Consider the following 15,191-nt stretch of genomic DNA (forward strand, 5'->3'; position numbering starts at 1 on the left):
CTTACTACCTTTGCCCCAGACATTGGATAAGGCGCCCCGGACTAATGAGGCGCTTTATCCAATGTTTTGTTTCTAACCAATTATCTTTTTGGATGCCCATTCAGCGCACAGTTTCCGCTTTGTTCCACCGCTTTAGTCAGTTGCGGGTTCTGGTAGTAGGTGATGTGATGATTGATGCCTACCTCTGGGGAAAATCCTCACGCTTGTCGCCGGAGGCGCCGGTGCCCATTGTGAACCGCCTCAAGGTGGAGCAACGCCTGGGCGGGGCCGCCAACGTGGCCCTGAACGTGCAGAGCCTGGGCGCCACGCCGCTGCTGTGCTCGGTGGTGGGCGATGACCAGGACGGTGCGGTTCTTTTGAGGCTTCTGCAGGAGCAGGGCCAGACCAACGAAGGCATTGTCCTGAGTCCAGAGCGCCCCACCACGGTCAAGCAACGCATTATCTCGGGCGGCCAGCAGCTCCTGCGCATTGACTCAGAGGTGGAAACCGATCTGACCGAATTTGAACGCCGGGCCCTGGTACAGCGCTTTTCCTACCTGCTCAAGAAAGCCGATGTGGTCATTTTTGAGGACTATGACAAAGGTGTGCTGAGCGAGGAAGTGATCAAGGAACTGCTGGCGCTGGCCAAAGATGCCCAAGTGCCCACCGTGGTAGACCCTAAAAAGAAGAATTTCCTTTCTTATAAAGGCAGCACGCTTTTTAAACCCAATCTCAAAGAACTCAAGGAAGGCCTGAAAGTAGATTTCTCCGATGCCAACCTGGAGGCCTTTGAGGCTGCCGTGCACCAATTACAAGAAAAAATGGCGCTGGAGAATGTGCTGGTAACCTTGTCTGAGCGGGGCGTTTTCTGCCAGTCAGCCAATGGGGAGAAAACCTATTTAGATGCCCACGTGCGGTCTATCTCAGACGTTTCTGGGGCCGGTGACACCGTGGTGAGCATTGCCGCCCTAAGCCTGGCCGCCGGGCTTCCGCTGCCGGCCTTAGCCGAATTGGCTAACCTGGGCGGCGGCCTGGTTTGCGAGCACGTAGGCGTGGTACCTATTGACAAAGACCAATTACAGCACGAGGCGCAGGCCTCAGCCGTCCTGAAAAACGCGTTGGCTTCTTTTGAGGTGAAAGCGGTGTAAACGAAATGGCGTTTTAAGTCCGTTTTCCGGAAAACACCTTCAAAACAGATTTTCAATACCTTATAAAAAAGCCTTCCGCAGATAATGCAGAAGGCTTTTTTGTTGGTGTTCTATTTCCGGTTTTACCGCTGGCTATACTCTTTCACCGTCTGGATAAAGCATTTCACCTTCTCCGGGTTAGTGTCTGGGTACACGCCGTGGCCAAGGTTGGCAATATGGCGGGTGGGCCCGAAGGCGTCCAACATCTTTTTCGTTTCCTGCTTGATGCCTTCAAAAGAGTTGTAAAGCGCACACGGGTCTAAATTGCCTTGCAGGGTTTTGTTGGGGCCTACGGCGGCGCGGGCCTGCTTGATGTCCATGTTCCAGTCCAGCCCAATCACCTGGCAGTCCAGTTGCCCAAATTCCTCCAGGGAGAAGAAAGCGCCCTTGGCGAAGACCGTCACCGGAACCTCGGTAATGGCCTGGCAGATCTCAGAGATGTAGCGGTAAGAGAACTCACGGTAATGCGCAGGGGGCAAGATACCGGCCCAGGAATCAAACACTTGGATGAGGTCAGCTCCGGCTTCTACCTGCGCCTTTAGGTAGGCAATAGTAGTGTCTGTGATTTTACGCAATAACTGGTGGGCCAGCTCCGGCTCGGCGTAGAGCATTTTACGGGCTTTAGAAAAAGTCTTGGAGCCGCTACCTTCCACCATGTAGGCTAAAATAGTCCAGGGCGCGCCGGCAAACCCAATCAGGGGCACGCGGCCGTTTAGTTCTCTTTTGGTGACTTTAATGGCATCCAGCACATAGCCCAAATGCTCATGAGGGTCGGCTACCCGCACCCGCTCCACATCGGCGGCGGTTTTAATGGTAGTAGGGAAGATGGGGCCCCGGCTCTCCACCATTTCATAGGTACAGCCCATGGCCTCAGGTACCACCAGAATGTCTGAGAAGATAATGGCGGCGTCCACGTCCAGCAGGTCTACCGGCTGAATGGTCACCTCGGCGGCCAGTTCAGGCGTTTCCACCAGTTCCTTGAAACCGGAAAGGCGGCTCCGGACGGCGCGGTATTCCGGTAAAATTCGGCCGGCCTGGCGCATCAGCCAGACAGGGGTTCTTTCAGTAGGCTGGCCCAGGGCGGCACGCAGCAGCAGGTCATTCTTTAATTGCATGGCGCAAAGATAAAGGAAAAGAGGCTCTTTGAAGAATGATGTTTCTATTTAAGCAAAGTGACGAAAGTCGTTTTAGGCCCGTTTTCCGGAAAACGGGCCCAAAACGCCCACCTGGCCGTTACTTGAACAAGGCCAGTAACGCGGTCACGATAAAGCTCACCCCCAGAGACAGGACAATAAAGCCCATGATCTTTGACAAAGCGGCCAGACCGGCCTTACCTAAGAAAATCATCAGTTTAGGAGAGAAAAGCAGGATAATGTAACTCACCGCGCCCATCATGATAATGGCCAGAATGGTGAGCCCCATATCAATAATGGTAAGCGACTTGGTGAAAAGACTGATGACCACCGCAATGGAGCCGGGCCCCGAGAGCAGGGGCATGGCCAGGGGCGTAAAGGAGATATCGTCCTTTTCTACGCCTTCGGCCACTACGTCCTTGGAGATTTTTTTGCTTTCTTCGGGCTTGGCGTTGAGTAGGTCAAACCCGGCCCGCATGATCATGATACCGCCCGCAATGCGCAGGTCATGGATCCTGAGCCCGAAAAAGTCCAGCACGGCCTGCCCGGCCAGAAAGAAGACGGTCAAGATAAGCACCATGTAGATACAGGCACGCAAGGCCTGTTCGCCCCGCCGGGTGGGCGTGTCATCATGGGTGAGGGTCAGGAACACAGGCATGGCGCCAAACGGGTTCACCACCGAAAACAGGGCAGAAAATGTAGCAAGCAGAATTTCCATTGAGGCCAAAATACGTATTTTACCAGGAATGTCAACGGGCATACGCAGAAACGGGAAAGGGAGGACCAGTAAGTCCTCCCTTTCCCGTTTATATAACGTTATGCGAACCTGAGGTTACGCGAAAAAGCTGAAAAGCATGGTTCTGAATTGCCCCATGAAACTGGGATTAGGGCGGGAAGCGGAGCGGGCGGGAGCGCTGGATCTGGCCTGCTGCCGTAATTGAATGCGTTTTAAAGAATCAAACAGCCTTTTCTTGGCAGACTCGCCGCGTTCTACTACCCCAGACATGCCAGGCTGCCACAGAGACAAAACTTCTCGGCCGTCTACAGAGGGGGTTAAGGCGAAATAATGGCACCGCTCCTTTTGCCCCAGGAACTGCTTCAGTAACGGAAGGTCGGGGCTGAAGCCCAGGTCTTCTCTGCCGCCAAAGACTAAAATCTCACGGCTGGAGTTACGCGCAGGATTGATCTGGTTTTTGAATTCGGCATACGTAAACGTCCGGATCTCAATAGGGAGGGTGTAGAGATGCTGCTTGTTTAAGGCCAGATAAAGAGACCCAGCATAGGCTGCGTCGTCTTCTATGAGTATCAAGCGATATATATTCTGCATATGAAAGCAAATATAGGATAATAATGTTATTTAAATAAAATATTAAGTAAATATTAAAAAAATATTGTTGGCAAAGTCTAACTCTATTGATTTTCTGGGTAGTAAGGTAATTAGGCGCAAATGCGTAGTTTTGTTTTTTCATCGGCCCACGCTTTTGAGACTAGATATCAGCTACAATACTTACGAGCATAGAATGGTTCTTGGATTGGATATTTTATTGTAAATGAGGGTATTAAAGAGTGGCCTGCAGACGATTTAAGTATATTTTAAATGAATAACATACGACTAGGCATTCTGGGGGGCGGACAGTTGGGCAGGATGCTACTTCAGGCCGGCCTTGATTTTAACCTGTACACGCTGGTGCTAGACCCAGATGAGTTTGCCCCTTGCCGGCACCTGTGCGAGGAGTTTGTGCACGGTGACTTCAAAGACTATGATACCGTCTACGCCTTCGGCAAGCGCTGTAACCTGCTCACCATTGAAATTGAGCACGTAAACGTAGACGCGCTTTTCCAGCTGGAAAAGGAAGGCCTGGCCATTTACCCGAAGCCCGCGTCCTTGCAAACTATTCAGGACAAGGGCCTTCAGAAAGAGTTCTTCCAGAAACACGCCATTCCTACGGCCCCGTTCAGGTTGCTGCAGGAGGCCGCTGAGCTAGACGCCCACCAGGATTTTCTGCCCGCGTTCCATAAGCTGCGCCGCGGCGGGTATGATGGCAACGGGGTACGGCGGTTAGACAGCCCCGCAGATTTTGGTAAGGCGTTTCAGGCCCCCGGCGTGCTGGAGAAACTGGTGGACTTTGAGCTGGAGATATCGGTGATCTGTGCCCGCAATGTGCAGGGCGAGGTGAAAGCCTACCCCGTGGTGGAACAGGTCATGCATGATGAACATAATCTGGTAGATTACCTGCTGGCACCGTCTCAGATTGCGTATAAGTTACAGCGCATGGCCATTGAGATTGCCACCCACGTGACCACTACTTTGGATATTGTAGGGCTACTGGCCGTAGAGATGTTTGTGACCAGAGACGGTCAGATACTGGTGAACGAAGTGGCGCCCCGCCCGCACAACAGCGGCCACCATACCATGAAAGCCAACGCCACCTCACAGTTTGAGCAGCACCTGCGGGCTATCCTGGGCTTGCCTCTAGGGGACACTGAACCGCATTGCCCCGCCATTTTGCTTAACCTGCTGGGCGAGGCCGGGTACTCCGGGGAGGCGGTGTATGAGGGTCTGGAGGAAACCCTGCGGGAGCCGGGCGTGCACATTCACCTGTACGGGAAGAAGTTCACCCGGCCGTTCCGGAAAATGGGCCACCTGACCGTGTTGGCGCCTACCGTAGAAGAAGTGAAAACGAAAGCAGAAAGCGTAAAGAACCGTTTAAGAATTATTGCATGAGCCAAACGCCAGAAAAAGCCGCGCCCGTAGTGGGCATTATCATGGGTAGCCAGTCAGACCTGAAAGTGATGTCTGCCGCCGCCGATGTATTGGAACAACTCCGGATCCCCTATGAATTGACCATCGTTTCGGCGCACCGCACGCCCCACCGCATGATGGAATACGCCGAGGCTGCCCGCAAACGGGGCCTGAAGGTGATCATTGCCGGGGCCGGGGGCGCCGCCCACTTACCCGGTATGGTGGCCGCTTTGACTACCCTGCCCGTGATTGGGGTGCCCGTGAAATCCAGCAACTCCATTGATGGCTGGGACTCTATCCTGTCCATCCTGCAAATGCCTAGTGGCGTACCGGTAGCCACGGTAGCGTTGAACGGTGCGGCAAACGCCGGAATTCTGGCCGCCCAGATTCTGGGTACCACTAACGCCGTTGTGGCCGACAACCTGGAGAAACACCGGGCCATCCAAAAAGACAAGGTCATGCGCTCCGTGGAACAGTTAAACCGGGGTGAATTTGACGTAGACTAGCGCCTTGCTTACTTTACTTCCCATCCATACAACTGCCACGCCCGAATTCCTTCTGGCGTGGCAGTTGTATGAAGAGGCCTTCCCCGCTGAGGAGCGTAGGAATCTGGGGCAACAGAAGGAGCTCCTCTCCCATAGCCATTACCGTTTCATGTCGGTTCAAAAAGAGGGGGAAACGGTGGGGGTAGTGGGCCTTTGGGAGTTCACTGATTTCTTGTTTCTGGAGCATCTGGCCATGACTCCGCAGCAGCGGGGCCTGGGCTGGGGCAAGCAGGTGCTGGACCTCCTGAAAGACGCTTCTCCGTCACCTATGATGATTCTGGAGGTAGAACCGCCCCTTACCTCCCTTGCCCAGCGCCGCATTGGTTTCTACGCACGCTCTGGCTTTCACCTCAATGCCTATCCTTACCGGCAGCCGGCCTACAGCCCTGAGAAACCATGGGTGCCGCTGCAGCTTATGTCTTTTCCAGGGCTGCTGGCAGATGAAGAGTACCAGAAAATAAAGACGCTCCTTTATAAAACCGTGTACGGGACAGAGGAAACCATCTGAAAATTAGTGATTTAGGGAGGATGGGTGCCGAGGCGGAGATTAGTAGGGAAGCCTTCAAAGGAATTCCGCTGAGCCTTGAAGTTTAAAGGGCAGCGGGGAAGGAGCCGTACACCTTAGATTACCCAAAACCCGTTTTGAGCCTGTTTTCCCGAAAATAGTCTCAAAACGAATCCTTACCCTTGTGAAGAGAATTCCGTTTAGGGGCCGTTTTTATGAAAACAGCCCCTAAACGGAATTCTGGGTTAATACGCCTTTCTATTTTTCCTGCCTAACAATTCATGGATACCAAGCAAGACCAGGAGGTTGGCCGCTGATGTTGGTATCTTCTGAAAACCCGGTGCTTAGCTCTTATCCTGCTTCCAGCGATTATTTGAGTCTCCCAAGGGTGCCGAGCCCGGCAAGCGACCGTATAAAGGGGCAAAGACAAAACATTTTCTAGTTGGCACCCATGTCAGAGAACGCTCCCCATATCTATCTTATCCGGCATGCCCGGCCTATTATTAACCGGTCGGGGCTGTTTAGCAAGGCGGCGGCGGCCCAGTACATTCAGGACTACAATGTGGCGGAGGTGGAAGAGATCATAGAAAAAAGCGAGCACCTGCCCATGGACCGCATCAAGAAAGTCTTTTGCAGTACCCTGCCCCGAGCCAAGGCTACTGCCAAAATGCTGTTTGGGGAAGGGGTGGAACTGATTGAGGATGCCACGTTCCGGGAGTTTGAGAACCGCATCTGGGGCTTGCCGCTGGGCAAGTTTCCCTTGATCTGGTGGCAGGTGACGTCCAGGGCCTTGTGGCTGCTAGGGCTCAACCAGAAAGACATTGAAAGCTTTAAACAGGCCAAGGCCCGGGCCGCCCAGGCCGCCCAGCATTTAGCCACCGAAGCTGAGGCCCACGGGCTGGCCGTGCTGGTGGCGCACGGGTTCTTAAATGAGTTCGTGAAACGCGCCCTCAGGAGGCAAGGCTGGAAAGTTCTGCGCGACGGTGGACGGGGCTATGTGGGCGTGACCCAACTGGGCAAATAAGGTCTTCTGTTTTAGCCCCGTTTTTCCAAAAACAGCCGTAAAACAGAAAGAGGCCGGTAAACCCCTGTAGCTTCCCCTGCTATTCAACCTGTGCCTTTAAAGCAGGAAGCACTGCTAACCTGTTTCTTGTCTCTGAACAAGTCATTTAAATAGAAAGAATATGGCGCACGAACACAGAATCTTGAAAGCAATGTATGCAGTAGTAAAAGACCACGAGTCAAAGACCACCTGGCCCATTGACGCAGCGGCCATCTCCGCTAAAACGCCCGGGCTTTCCCTGGGCGAAATTGAACAGGAAATGCGGGACCTTGAAATAAAGAAGCTGGTACAGATAGACCACGCCCCAGACATGACCCTGTTCTGCCACCTCACCGCGGCCGGACTGCAGCAAGCCGAGAAAGCTGCCCGGGATTGAGGTTGGTCCTTGAAAAGCTGCCGGAGGATCTTCTGGCAGAGCAATTTCCACCTCAACCCAAATGCCCCACCTATACATAGGTGGGGCATTTGGGTTTCAGGCCGGTAGATTCAGCGGCTTACGTTCTGTTTACTTCATCCAGGGTATTGGTGCGGCGTTGCTCTACTTTCTGCCCTTTGCTGAATTTGTAGCGCAAGGTCACGCCAATGTTTCTAGGGTACAGGTACTGGTCAAAGTTGTTGATGTTCTCGCCAATGGTGGTGTTAAAGCGCAGGCGGTAGCTCCGGAAGATATCGTTCACGTTCACGCTCAGGTCCAGTTTCTTGTCAAGGAAGCTTTTCTTCAACCCGGCATGCACCCACCACATTGCCTCAATCTTATACAAGCCAGACACCGCTGGCCCTCTTCCCACCGCGTTCACCTCCATCTGGAAACCGTAGGGCAACAAGATATTATGGCTGGACTGCAGCATGTACAGGAACTGCGCATTGGTTACCCGCTGCGTGTTGTTATTGGAGTTCAGCTCCCCGTTCACATTGGTCATCATGGTGTATTCATTGTAAGAGAAGGTAAGCGTATTATTAGTGTCCCAGTTCTTCATGATTTTGACCGGCGCAAGGGCCGTCATGCTCACGTTCTGGAGGTCGTCCACGTTGCCGGTAGTATAGATAGTGGTGGCGTTCTCCACATCCAGGTAAGGCAACTCAGACATCACATCTTTCACGTACTGGTAGTTGAGGGTTAAGATATAGTCTTTCATGAACGTCTGGGTAACTCCTACCGAGTGCGTGTATTGCGGGCGCAACTGTGGGTTGCCTGTGGTGTAGGTGAATGGGTCACGGTAGCTGATGAACGGGTTCAGATTGCCGTAATTGGGCCGCTGGATGCGGCGGCTGTAATTGTAACCTATCTGGTAGTTCTCGCTTACCTTCTGCTGGACAAATACACTGGGGAATAGATTGAAATAGCTTCTGTCATTCACCTGCTTTGTGGTCACAGACTCACCAGTGGATTCTGTTTTCTCTCCTCTTAAGCCGGTCTGTACTAAGAATTTATCGCCAAACTTGGTGTTGAAGTTGATATAGGCGGCGTAAATGTTTTCGTCATAGATAAAGTGGTTGGTTCTTCTTGGGTCTAGCACTAACCCGTTGCTGTTGAAATAAAACCGTGAATCGTTGTCAGACACCACCCGGCTCGCTTTGGCACCTACTTCCAGCTTGCTCACCTTGTTCAAGGGCTTGGCAAAGTCAATCTTTCCAGAGTAAATGTCAAAGCCGTTGTCGGTGTCGGTATACAAAAAATCCTGGGTGGTGGGGCGGTTCTCTGCGGTTAAGTCTGTATAGTAATTGTAGAAGTTGGAGTGCCCGGCGTTGGAGATTTTTACAAAGTCCAGGTCTGCGGAAAGCGTGGTGCCCAGCGTGTCTAGTTTACCGTTGTAGTGTACGTTGTTGGTGGAGCTTCTAAACCGGTTGGTCAGGAAGTTGTTGGCATTGATGAATGTCTCAGGATTCTGCCGGTCAAGCCCCATGTAGGAGTCTGAAATAAAGTCTACCCAGACCGTATTCTGGTTGAAGCTGGTCATGGCGCCCACGCTGTGCTTGTCGGTGAGGCTGTAATCAGTACCTAATCTGAAGGTGGGCGGACCCTGGTTTTTGTGCTTCCCGTTTGCGGTCTGGTTAAAATAGATAAGGCCTTCTTTGGCGTCATACACCCGCTCAAAGGTTCCTTCCCGGTTGCCTACTCGTTGCATCTGATCAATACTGGCAAAAGAATTCCACTTGCCGCTTTTAATGTTTAGGTTACCCCCGGTAGAATACCCGCTCTGTTTAAAGTTGGTGTTATAGGTGCCGTACACACTTCCGTTCAGGCCTTGCAGTTCATTCTTCTTGAGGTTGATGTTCAGGATGCCGGAGGTGCCCTCTGCGTCATACTTAGCCGATGGGTTGGCGATGATTTCAATGTTCTTGATGTTCTCCGCAGACATGCCTTCCAGCATAGTGCGCAAATCTGACGCAGAGAGGTAAGTCAGCTTGCCGTCCAGCATCACGGTCACCCCGCCTCGGCCATTCAGTTGGATGTTGCCGTCTTGGTCTACAAATACCCCCGGCGACTTGGCCAGCACGTCATACGCCGTTCGGCCCGCGGCAAGGGCGGTGCCCTCAATGCTCACCACAATCTTGTCTGCCTCTTGCGTGATGGTGGGCCGCAGCGCTTCTACTTTTACTTCTTTCAGTTGAGTGGCAGAGCTTGCTAATTTCACCGTGCCTACTTCCATCTCGGGCTTTTGTTCCGTCACAGAAACTTGTGGCAGCACTTTGGTCATATACCCTATAAAACTGAAAGAAAGCCTGTACTCTCCGGTAGGAATGCCTGTGAAGGCATAGCGCCCCTGGGCATCGGTCACAGTGCCGTCCATAGCTTTGTTTGTGCCATTCTGAAGCAAGGCCACCGTAGCAAACTCAATTGGCTTACCGGTTAAGGAGTCCGTCAAAACCCCGGCAATCTTACCGCGGGGTGCCGCCTGGGCGAGGGCAGATGCCGGTGGTGCTACCTGTGCCCAACCCATTCCAGGAGAAGAAAGGCAAAAGCATAGCATCCCTACAAAAAAGAGGGTAGATTTTTTCATAGCAAAAAGGGTAGAGGTGGTTAGCTTTTTTTTAGAGTCTACTACTGTATGCTAGAAAGACTTAGCGAAGGGGAAACCGTTGCACAGTCTGGCATTTTTATTTTTCCAGAAGCTTCCATTGGCCTTAAATGGAAAAGCAGCCTTTGGGAAGCCATGTTTCAGGCCTGAATTTCTAAAAACAGGCCTGAAATGGAGCAAAGCAGGAATGACCAGCAATTATTTTCTTTTTAAAGCCATCCTTTATAAGGGGTTGAACAAGCTACCCTTAAGCCATTTGGGTAGGGTGAGGCGGAGTGGTATGGGCCGTTTTCTTTTCTAAAGCCGCTTTTCTTAAGGAGAAGAAGTGCAGGGTATAGGCCAGAGGCACCAGAAAGGTGGGCAGCACCATGAAAGGAAACGTGACCAGGATGTCGGCCCCCGGCTTGTCAAAAAACTGCTGAAAGGGCGTAGGCAGTGACAGCACGCTCATCACCACAATATTTAGCAGCAACGCCAACCCTACCAAATGGTATAAGGACGCCAATAAATGGTTACGGCGGCCATTGCCGTAGCAGAGCACCGCAAACACGGGGCCCGCCAACCCAGAGAGCACATCCCAGTTATGGCCTTCAAACGTCAGGCGCTCCGGTAAGGCATTGGCCAGGAACAGGCACCAAAGGAAAATCTCCACCGGTATCCGGAAGGCCTGAAGCGCCAAAAGCCCTTTAGCCGGCAGGTGCCGGATAAAATCCTGGGTGCGCGGGTGAAAGGTAAGCACCAGCACCGCCAGCAGGGGCGGAAGCAGGGCCGGCAGCATGTTGACGGGGGCACGGGAAAAGTTGCCCATAAAGCCAGACAAAGCCATAAAGCTGGTCACAGCCAGCCAACCTGTAAGGACAGCGCCTACCACCCAGGTTCTTTTAGCCGCCGCCTGGGCAGAGAGCCCCATCCGTAAAAACGTCTGGCGCGTGCCCGCCACTATCAGGTACAGGCAAAGCAAGGTGAGTGCGGCAAAGCCGACCTTGGCAAGGAGTAGGTAATTGTGAGCCATAGGATAAGGAATGAAGTGAAGTTCTGCCGTTGCAGCCATTGGAAAAGGCGTTGCCTACGGGCAATCGCTTGCCAAAGGGGTGCTGCAAGAGTGAAAGGATCAACAAGTAACTTCCAAATGCTGCTGTTTTGGGCCTGTTTTCATAAAAATGGGCCCAAAACAGGGGAGGTCCCGGGCATCGGCTTTAGCCGATGACCTTCTTTATTTAAACAACAAGGTAAAGGCCGTGCCGGCGCCCTCAGTAGATTGAACCTGAATGGCGCCTTTGTGCAGCATCATGATCTGCTTACATAAACTCAGGCCAATACCGCTGCCGCTTTTCTTGCTGCTGAAAAAAGGGATGAAGATCTTTTCCTGCACCTCTTTAGACATTCCGGTGCCGTTGTCGGCCACTTTCACCACCACGTTTCCGTTGGCGCCCGCGTAGGCAGACAGGGTGATCTCAGGGTGGGGCTGCTCCTTGACCGCGTCTATGGCGTTAACCAGCAGGTTGATCAACACCTGGTCCAACAGGTTGCCATCTGCCTGCAGCGTGAGGTTCTTGTCTTCCAGGAGCAGGTTCAGGTGAATGTTTTTCTGCGCCATTGTGGGCTCCATGAGCCGCCTGAGGTTCAGGAACAGGTCCTGCAGGTAAATTTTCTCCAGGTTCAGCTTGGTGATCTTGCTTAGGTTGCGGTAGGTCTCCGCGAACTTGAGCAAGCCCTGGCTCCGGTATTTAATGGTACTGATGCCTTCCTCCAGGTCTTCCAGGTCATCTTGGGTAACCCCGTTGGCCATAGTATCCTGCAGGCGGTTCTTGAGGGTGTCGGCCAGGGAGGAGATAGGCGCAATGGAGTTCATGATTTCATGGGTCATCACGTTCAGCAGTTTTTGCCAGGCCAGAGATTCGGTTTCTTCCAGGGCATCATTCACGTTCTGGAACGCCACCAATTTGTACCGTCTGCCCTCGTTCTGGAAAACGGTGGCAGACAACATGAATTTATACGTGCCCCGTTCTAAACTAGGGAACTGGATAAGGGCAATTTTATGCTGGGTCGCCGACAGGGTAGTCACTTCTTTATACAGCGTGGGGTCCCTTTTCTCCAAAGAATGCACGGTCCTGAGAAAAGGCAGCTGGAGGAGTTTTTTCAGGGCCTCGTTCATCAACACCACCTCGCCGCTGTCTAGGTCATAAGACATGATACCGGTATCTACCAGTTCCAGAATACGCTGCAGGTGCTGGTGCTGGGTCTCTTTTTCCTGGTTTATATTCTTGAAGGTGGTATTGATCTGGTTAAACCCCTTGCGTAGGTGCACCAACTGCGGCGAGGAAGACTTTTCATTGAAGTACCTGGAGAAATCGCGGTACTGGATGGCCTCAATAAATAGGTTCAGTTCCTCCTGGGCCCGTTTAAGGAACCGGATTAGCTCATAAACCTGGAACAGAAGCACCGGAATAAGAAACACTAGCAGTTCGGCCCAGCCTTTCAACAGCAGCAGAGACGGGGCGCTTAAGGAGAGAAGCAGCAGAAACACCCGCAAAAGCAGCTTCCCTTCAAAGTTCTTAAAGCTCATATTTGCCCAGTCTTCGGTACAGCGCGGTGCGGGTAATGCCCAACTCCTTGGCTGCTTTGGTCATGACCCCGTTGTGCTTTTCCAGCACCCGTATGATGGTGGCTTTCTCCAGTTCCTCCAGGTTGGTAGCGTTGGGCAGGGCAGCCGGGGCCGGGGCCGCCTCAATAGGCGAGAAGAGAATGTCTTTAGCGTCCAGGGCCTTGTCTTCGGCCATGATCACGGCCCGCTCAATGGCATACTGCAGCTCCCGTACGTTGCCCGGAAAAGCATAATTTTTAAGCTTTTCTATTGCTTTGGCGGTAAGGTCCAGCTGGGGTTTGAGGTATTTGTTGGCGTACACCTGTATGTAGTGGCGAGCCAGCAAAATCACGTCATTGCCCCGCCGCCGCAGCGGCGGCACCACAATCTCCACGGTATTGATGCGGTAAATCAAATCCTTCCGGAAACGGGCGTCACTGGCCAAGTCTGCCAGAGAGACGTTGGTGGCGCAGAGCAGGCGCACGTCTATGTCTATGGCCGTGTTGGAACCCACCCTGATCACCTGCCGGTTCTGGAGAACGCTAAGTAATTTTGCCTGTTGCTGGAGCGAGATGTTGCCAATCTCATCCAGGAAGATGGTGCCTTTGTGGGCCGCCTCAAACCGCCCCATGCGCTCCTCGCGCGCATCTGTAAAGGCCCCTTTCTTGTGCCCGAAGAGCTCACTCTCAAACAAGGATTCTGTCAGGGCCCCCACGTCTACCTTAATGAACGGCTGATTTGCCCGCAGCGAGTGCTGGTGGATCGCCTTGGCGATGAGTTCTTTCCCGGTGCCGTTTTCGCCTAGAATAAGAATGTTGGCGTCAGTAGGAGCTACTTTCTTGATTTTGTAGAAAATGTCCTGCATGGGCCCAGATTCACCAATCAACTCTGGGCCCATGCCAGCAACGTTTTGGCCAGAGGCCGAGGCAGGGCTTTCTTTGCCTTTCTCGCTGATTGCCTCCTGCAGGGTGGCCAGCAGTTTTTCATTGTGCCAGGGCTTCACCACAAAATCATAGGCGCCCTCCTTCAGGGATCTTATGGCCAGGTCAATGTCGCCGTAGGCGGTGATCATGACCACGGCGGCCTCAGATTTCAGGCGTTTGATCTCCTTCAGCCAGAAAATACCCTCGTTGCCCGTGTTAATGGAGGAAGCGAAATTCATGTCCAGCAGGATAAGGTCAAACGCCTGCCGCTTGAGGTGGGCCGGAATGCTGTCTGGGTTTTTCTCCACCACTATCTCCTTCACCTGCGGCCTTAGCAGCAAACGTACCGCCGTGAGCACATCAGGGTCATCATCAATCACCAGAATGGAAGCCTTCTTCAGTTGCATAGGAGTTTCTTGAATGCGGGTAGATTATCAGTCTGCGGTGTACGTCTTGAATATGGATTTCCGTTTTGGGCCTGTTTTCCGGAAAACAGGCCCAAAACGGCGGGTGCCCTTTTTCAGTTCCAGCCCTGCCAAAGTTATTATAATAGGCTGCACGTGTTTTCCCTTCCTAAAAAACGATAATTATGCCATACCTGCAACTTCTTGATTGTGAATGGTTTTGCTATAATTATCAGATGGGATAGGAGCGAAATCGCACACCTGGGGTGCGGATTTGCACGGATGCGCCTGCTTTGTAAAAGCTAACCCATTGATAATGAATACGAAGGGTTTTTGGCATATGGTGTGCATTCTGGGGAGAGACATTCCTTAGATACTTAAACGTAACCCTATGATACAGATTACCAACCTGGAGAAAGTGTACCGCTCAGATGAAATGCATACCACCGCCCTTAACAAAGTGAGCCTGCACGTGCAGGAGGGCGAGTTTGTGGCGGTGATGGGGCCTTCGGGCTGCGGCAAGTCCACTTTACTGAACCTGCTGGGCCTGCTGGATGACCCAGACGGCGGCAGTTTCCTGTTTAACGGCATGGAGGTGGCCAACGCCACAGAGAAGCAGCGGGCCGAGGCGCGCAAGCGCAACATTGGGTTTGTGTTCCAGAGCTTCAACCTGATTGATGAACTGACTGTGTTTGAAAACGTGGAACTGCCCCTTATCTATATGGGCGTGAACAACCCGGAGCGCCGGCAACGGGTGGAGGAGGTGCTGGAAAAGGTGCAGATAAAGCACCGGCAGAACCATTTCCCGCAGCAGCTTTCAGGCGGGCAGCAGCAACGGGTGGCCGTGGCCCGCGCCGTGGTTAACAACCCCAAACTCCTGCTGGCAGATGAGCCTACCGGTAACCTTGACTCCAGCAACGGCAACGAGGTCATGGAACTGCTCAGCGAGTTGAACACGCAAGGCGCCACTATTGTCATGGTAACCCACTCTGAACATGACGCCCGCTACAGCCACCGTATTGTGCGCATGCTGGACGGCCAGACCGTCATGGCCGAACAGATGGCCTAACCATTTACCAGGCACAGCAGAACCCCCTATCTTTAG

The 15,191-nt window shown here is 52.8% G+C and carries 14 protein-coding genes; 7 read left to right on the forward strand and 7 right to left on the reverse strand.

What is annotated here, in order from left to right; all coding sequences use genetic code 11:
* Positions 1 to 92: 92 nt before the first annotated feature.
* Positions 93 to 1,127, forward strand: a complete 1,035-nt coding sequence (locus tag TH63_RS03180) for a bifunctional heptose 7-phosphate kinase/heptose 1-phosphate adenyltransferase (protein ID WP_048919657.1) — start codon at positions 93 to 95, stop codon at positions 1,125 to 1,127.
* Between the two features lie 122 nt (positions 1,128 to 1,249).
* Here TH63_RS03180 and hemE read toward each other — a convergent pair whose 3' ends face one another.
* The 3 genes from hemE to TH63_RS03195 all read right to left on the reverse strand — a co-directional run bounded on the left by hemE (position 1,250) and on the right by TH63_RS03195 (position 3,626).
* The gene (gene hemE, locus TH63_RS03185) at positions 1,250 to 2,281 is read right to left on the reverse strand and encodes a uroporphyrinogen decarboxylase (protein WP_048919658.1); all 1,032 of its coding nucleotides are present in this window, start codon (positions 2,279 to 2,281) and stop codon (positions 1,250 to 1,252) included.
* A gap of 118 nt (positions 2,282 to 2,399) precedes the next feature.
* A complete protein-coding gene (locus TH63_RS03190) occupies positions 2,400 to 3,017 on the reverse strand; it encodes a MarC family protein (RefSeq protein WP_048922557.1) in 618 nt (205 codons plus the stop codon).
* 114 nt (positions 3,018 to 3,131) lie between these two features.
* Positions 3,132 to 3,626, reverse strand: a complete 495-nt coding sequence (locus TH63_RS03195; RefSeq protein ID WP_197088628.1) for a hypothetical protein — start codon at positions 3,624 to 3,626, stop codon at positions 3,132 to 3,134.
* Positions 3,627 to 3,896: 270 nt separating this feature from the next.
* Here TH63_RS03195 and TH63_RS03200 point away from each other — a divergent pair, with 270 nt between their 5' ends.
* The 5 genes from TH63_RS03200 to TH63_RS03220 all read left to right on the forward strand — a co-directional run bounded on the left by TH63_RS03200 (position 3,897) and on the right by TH63_RS03220 (position 7,531).
* Entirely contained in the window at positions 3,897 to 5,024 is a 1,128-nt protein-coding gene (locus TH63_RS03200; protein WP_048919660.1) for a 5-(carboxyamino)imidazole ribonucleotide synthase, read from the forward strand.
* Positions 5,021 to 5,548 (forward strand): 5-(carboxyamino)imidazole ribonucleotide mutase, encoded by a 528-nt coding sequence (purE, locus tag TH63_RS03205; protein WP_048919661.1) that lies wholly within the window; start codon positions 5,021 to 5,023, stop codon positions 5,546 to 5,548. The genes TH63_RS03200 and purE overlap by 4 nt, the downstream gene beginning before the upstream one ends.
* Positions 5,549 to 5,552: 4 nt before the next feature.
* Complete coding sequence (locus tag TH63_RS03210; RefSeq protein WP_082161537.1) at positions 5,553 to 6,095, forward strand: GNAT family N-acetyltransferase; 543 nt, start codon at positions 5,553 to 5,555, stop codon at positions 6,093 to 6,095.
* A gap of 448 nt (positions 6,096 to 6,543) precedes the next feature.
* Complete coding sequence (locus TH63_RS03215; RefSeq protein ID WP_048919663.1) at positions 6,544 to 7,116, forward strand: histidine phosphatase family protein; 573 nt, start codon at positions 6,544 to 6,546, stop codon at positions 7,114 to 7,116.
* Positions 7,117 to 7,276: 160 nt separating this feature from the next.
* A complete protein-coding gene (locus TH63_RS03220; RefSeq protein WP_048919664.1) occupies positions 7,277 to 7,531 on the forward strand; it encodes a hypothetical protein in 255 nt (84 codons plus the stop codon).
* 118 nt (positions 7,532 to 7,649) lie between these two features.
* Here the strand turns inward: TH63_RS03220 and TH63_RS03225 are convergent, their stop codons facing one another.
* The 4 genes from TH63_RS03225 to TH63_RS03240 all read right to left on the reverse strand — a co-directional run bounded on the left by TH63_RS03225 (position 7,650) and on the right by TH63_RS03240 (position 14,089).
* Complete coding sequence (locus tag TH63_RS03225) at positions 7,650 to 10,157, reverse strand: outer membrane beta-barrel family protein (protein WP_082161538.1); 2,508 nt, start codon at positions 10,155 to 10,157, stop codon at positions 7,650 to 7,652.
* 265 nt (positions 10,158 to 10,422) lie between these two features.
* The gene (locus tag TH63_RS03230; protein WP_156180335.1) at positions 10,423 to 11,187 is read right to left on the reverse strand and encodes a hypothetical protein; all 765 of its coding nucleotides are present in this window, start codon (positions 11,185 to 11,187) and stop codon (positions 10,423 to 10,425) included.
* A gap of 201 nt (positions 11,188 to 11,388) precedes the next feature.
* Positions 11,389 to 12,741 (reverse strand): sensor histidine kinase, encoded by a 1,353-nt coding sequence (locus TH63_RS03235; protein ID WP_048919667.1) that lies wholly within the window; start codon positions 12,739 to 12,741, stop codon positions 11,389 to 11,391.
* The gene (locus TH63_RS03240) at positions 12,731 to 14,089 is read right to left on the reverse strand and encodes a sigma-54-dependent transcriptional regulator (RefSeq protein WP_048919668.1); all 1,359 of its coding nucleotides are present in this window, start codon (positions 14,087 to 14,089) and stop codon (positions 12,731 to 12,733) included. Before TH63_RS03240 ends, TH63_RS03235 begins: the two co-directional genes overlap by 11 nt.
* A gap of 388 nt (positions 14,090 to 14,477) precedes the next feature.
* Between TH63_RS03240 and TH63_RS03245 the strand changes: the two genes are divergently transcribed.
* Positions 14,478 to 15,155, forward strand: coding sequence for an ABC transporter ATP-binding protein (locus TH63_RS03245; RefSeq protein ID WP_048919669.1), 678 nt, complete (start codon positions 14,478 to 14,480; stop codon positions 15,153 to 15,155).
* The last annotated feature ends 36 nt before the right edge of the window (positions 15,156 to 15,191 follow it).

It is taken from the genome of Rufibacter radiotolerans (assembly GCF_001078055.1).
Lineage (GTDB): Bacteria > Bacteroidota > Bacteroidia > Cytophagales > Hymenobacteraceae > Nibribacter > Nibribacter radiotolerans.

What these genes read in the sequence shown, in the direction of transcription:
- TH63_RS03180 (WP_048919657.1), top strand. Translation starts at nt 93, where the DNA reads ATGCCCATTCAGCGCACAGTTTCCGCTTTGTTCCACCGCTTTAGTCAG.
- hemE (WP_048919658.1), bottom strand. Translation starts at nt 2,281, where the DNA reads ATGCAATTAAAGAATGACCTGCTGCTGCGTGCCGCCCTGGGCCAGCCT.
- TH63_RS03190 (WP_048922557.1), bottom strand. Translation starts at nt 3,017, where the DNA reads ATGGAAATTCTGCTTGCTACATTTTCTGCCCTGTTTTCGGTGGTGAAC.
- TH63_RS03195 (WP_197088628.1), bottom strand. Translation starts at nt 3,626, where the DNA reads ATGCAGAATATATATCGCTTGATACTCATAGAAGACGACGCAGCCTAT.
- TH63_RS03200 (WP_048919660.1), top strand. Translation starts at nt 3,897, where the DNA reads ATGAATAACATACGACTAGGCATTCTGGGGGGCGGACAGTTGGGCAGG.
- purE (WP_048919661.1), top strand. Translation starts at nt 5,021, where the DNA reads ATGAGCCAAACGCCAGAAAAAGCCGCGCCCGTAGTGGGCATTATCATG.
- TH63_RS03215 (WP_048919663.1), top strand. Translation starts at nt 6,544, where the DNA reads ATGTCAGAGAACGCTCCCCATATCTATCTTATCCGGCATGCCCGGCCT.
- TH63_RS03220 (WP_048919664.1), top strand. Translation starts at nt 7,277, where the DNA reads ATGGCGCACGAACACAGAATCTTGAAAGCAATGTATGCAGTAGTAAAA.
- TH63_RS03225 (WP_082161538.1), bottom strand. Translation starts at nt 10,157, where the DNA reads ATGAAAAAATCTACCCTCTTTTTTGTAGGGATGCTATGCTTTTGCCTT.
- TH63_RS03230 (WP_156180335.1), bottom strand. Translation starts at nt 11,187, where the DNA reads ATGGCTCACAATTACCTACTCCTTGCCAAGGTCGGCTTTGCCGCACTC.
- TH63_RS03235 (WP_048919667.1), bottom strand. Translation starts at nt 12,741, where the DNA reads ATGAGCTTTAAGAACTTTGAAGGGAAGCTGCTTTTGCGGGTGTTTCTG.
- TH63_RS03240 (WP_048919668.1), bottom strand. Translation starts at nt 14,089, where the DNA reads ATGCAACTGAAGAAGGCTTCCATTCTGGTGATTGATGATGACCCTGAT.
- TH63_RS03245 (WP_048919669.1), top strand. Translation starts at nt 14,478, where the DNA reads ATGATACAGATTACCAACCTGGAGAAAGTGTACCGCTCAGATGAAATG.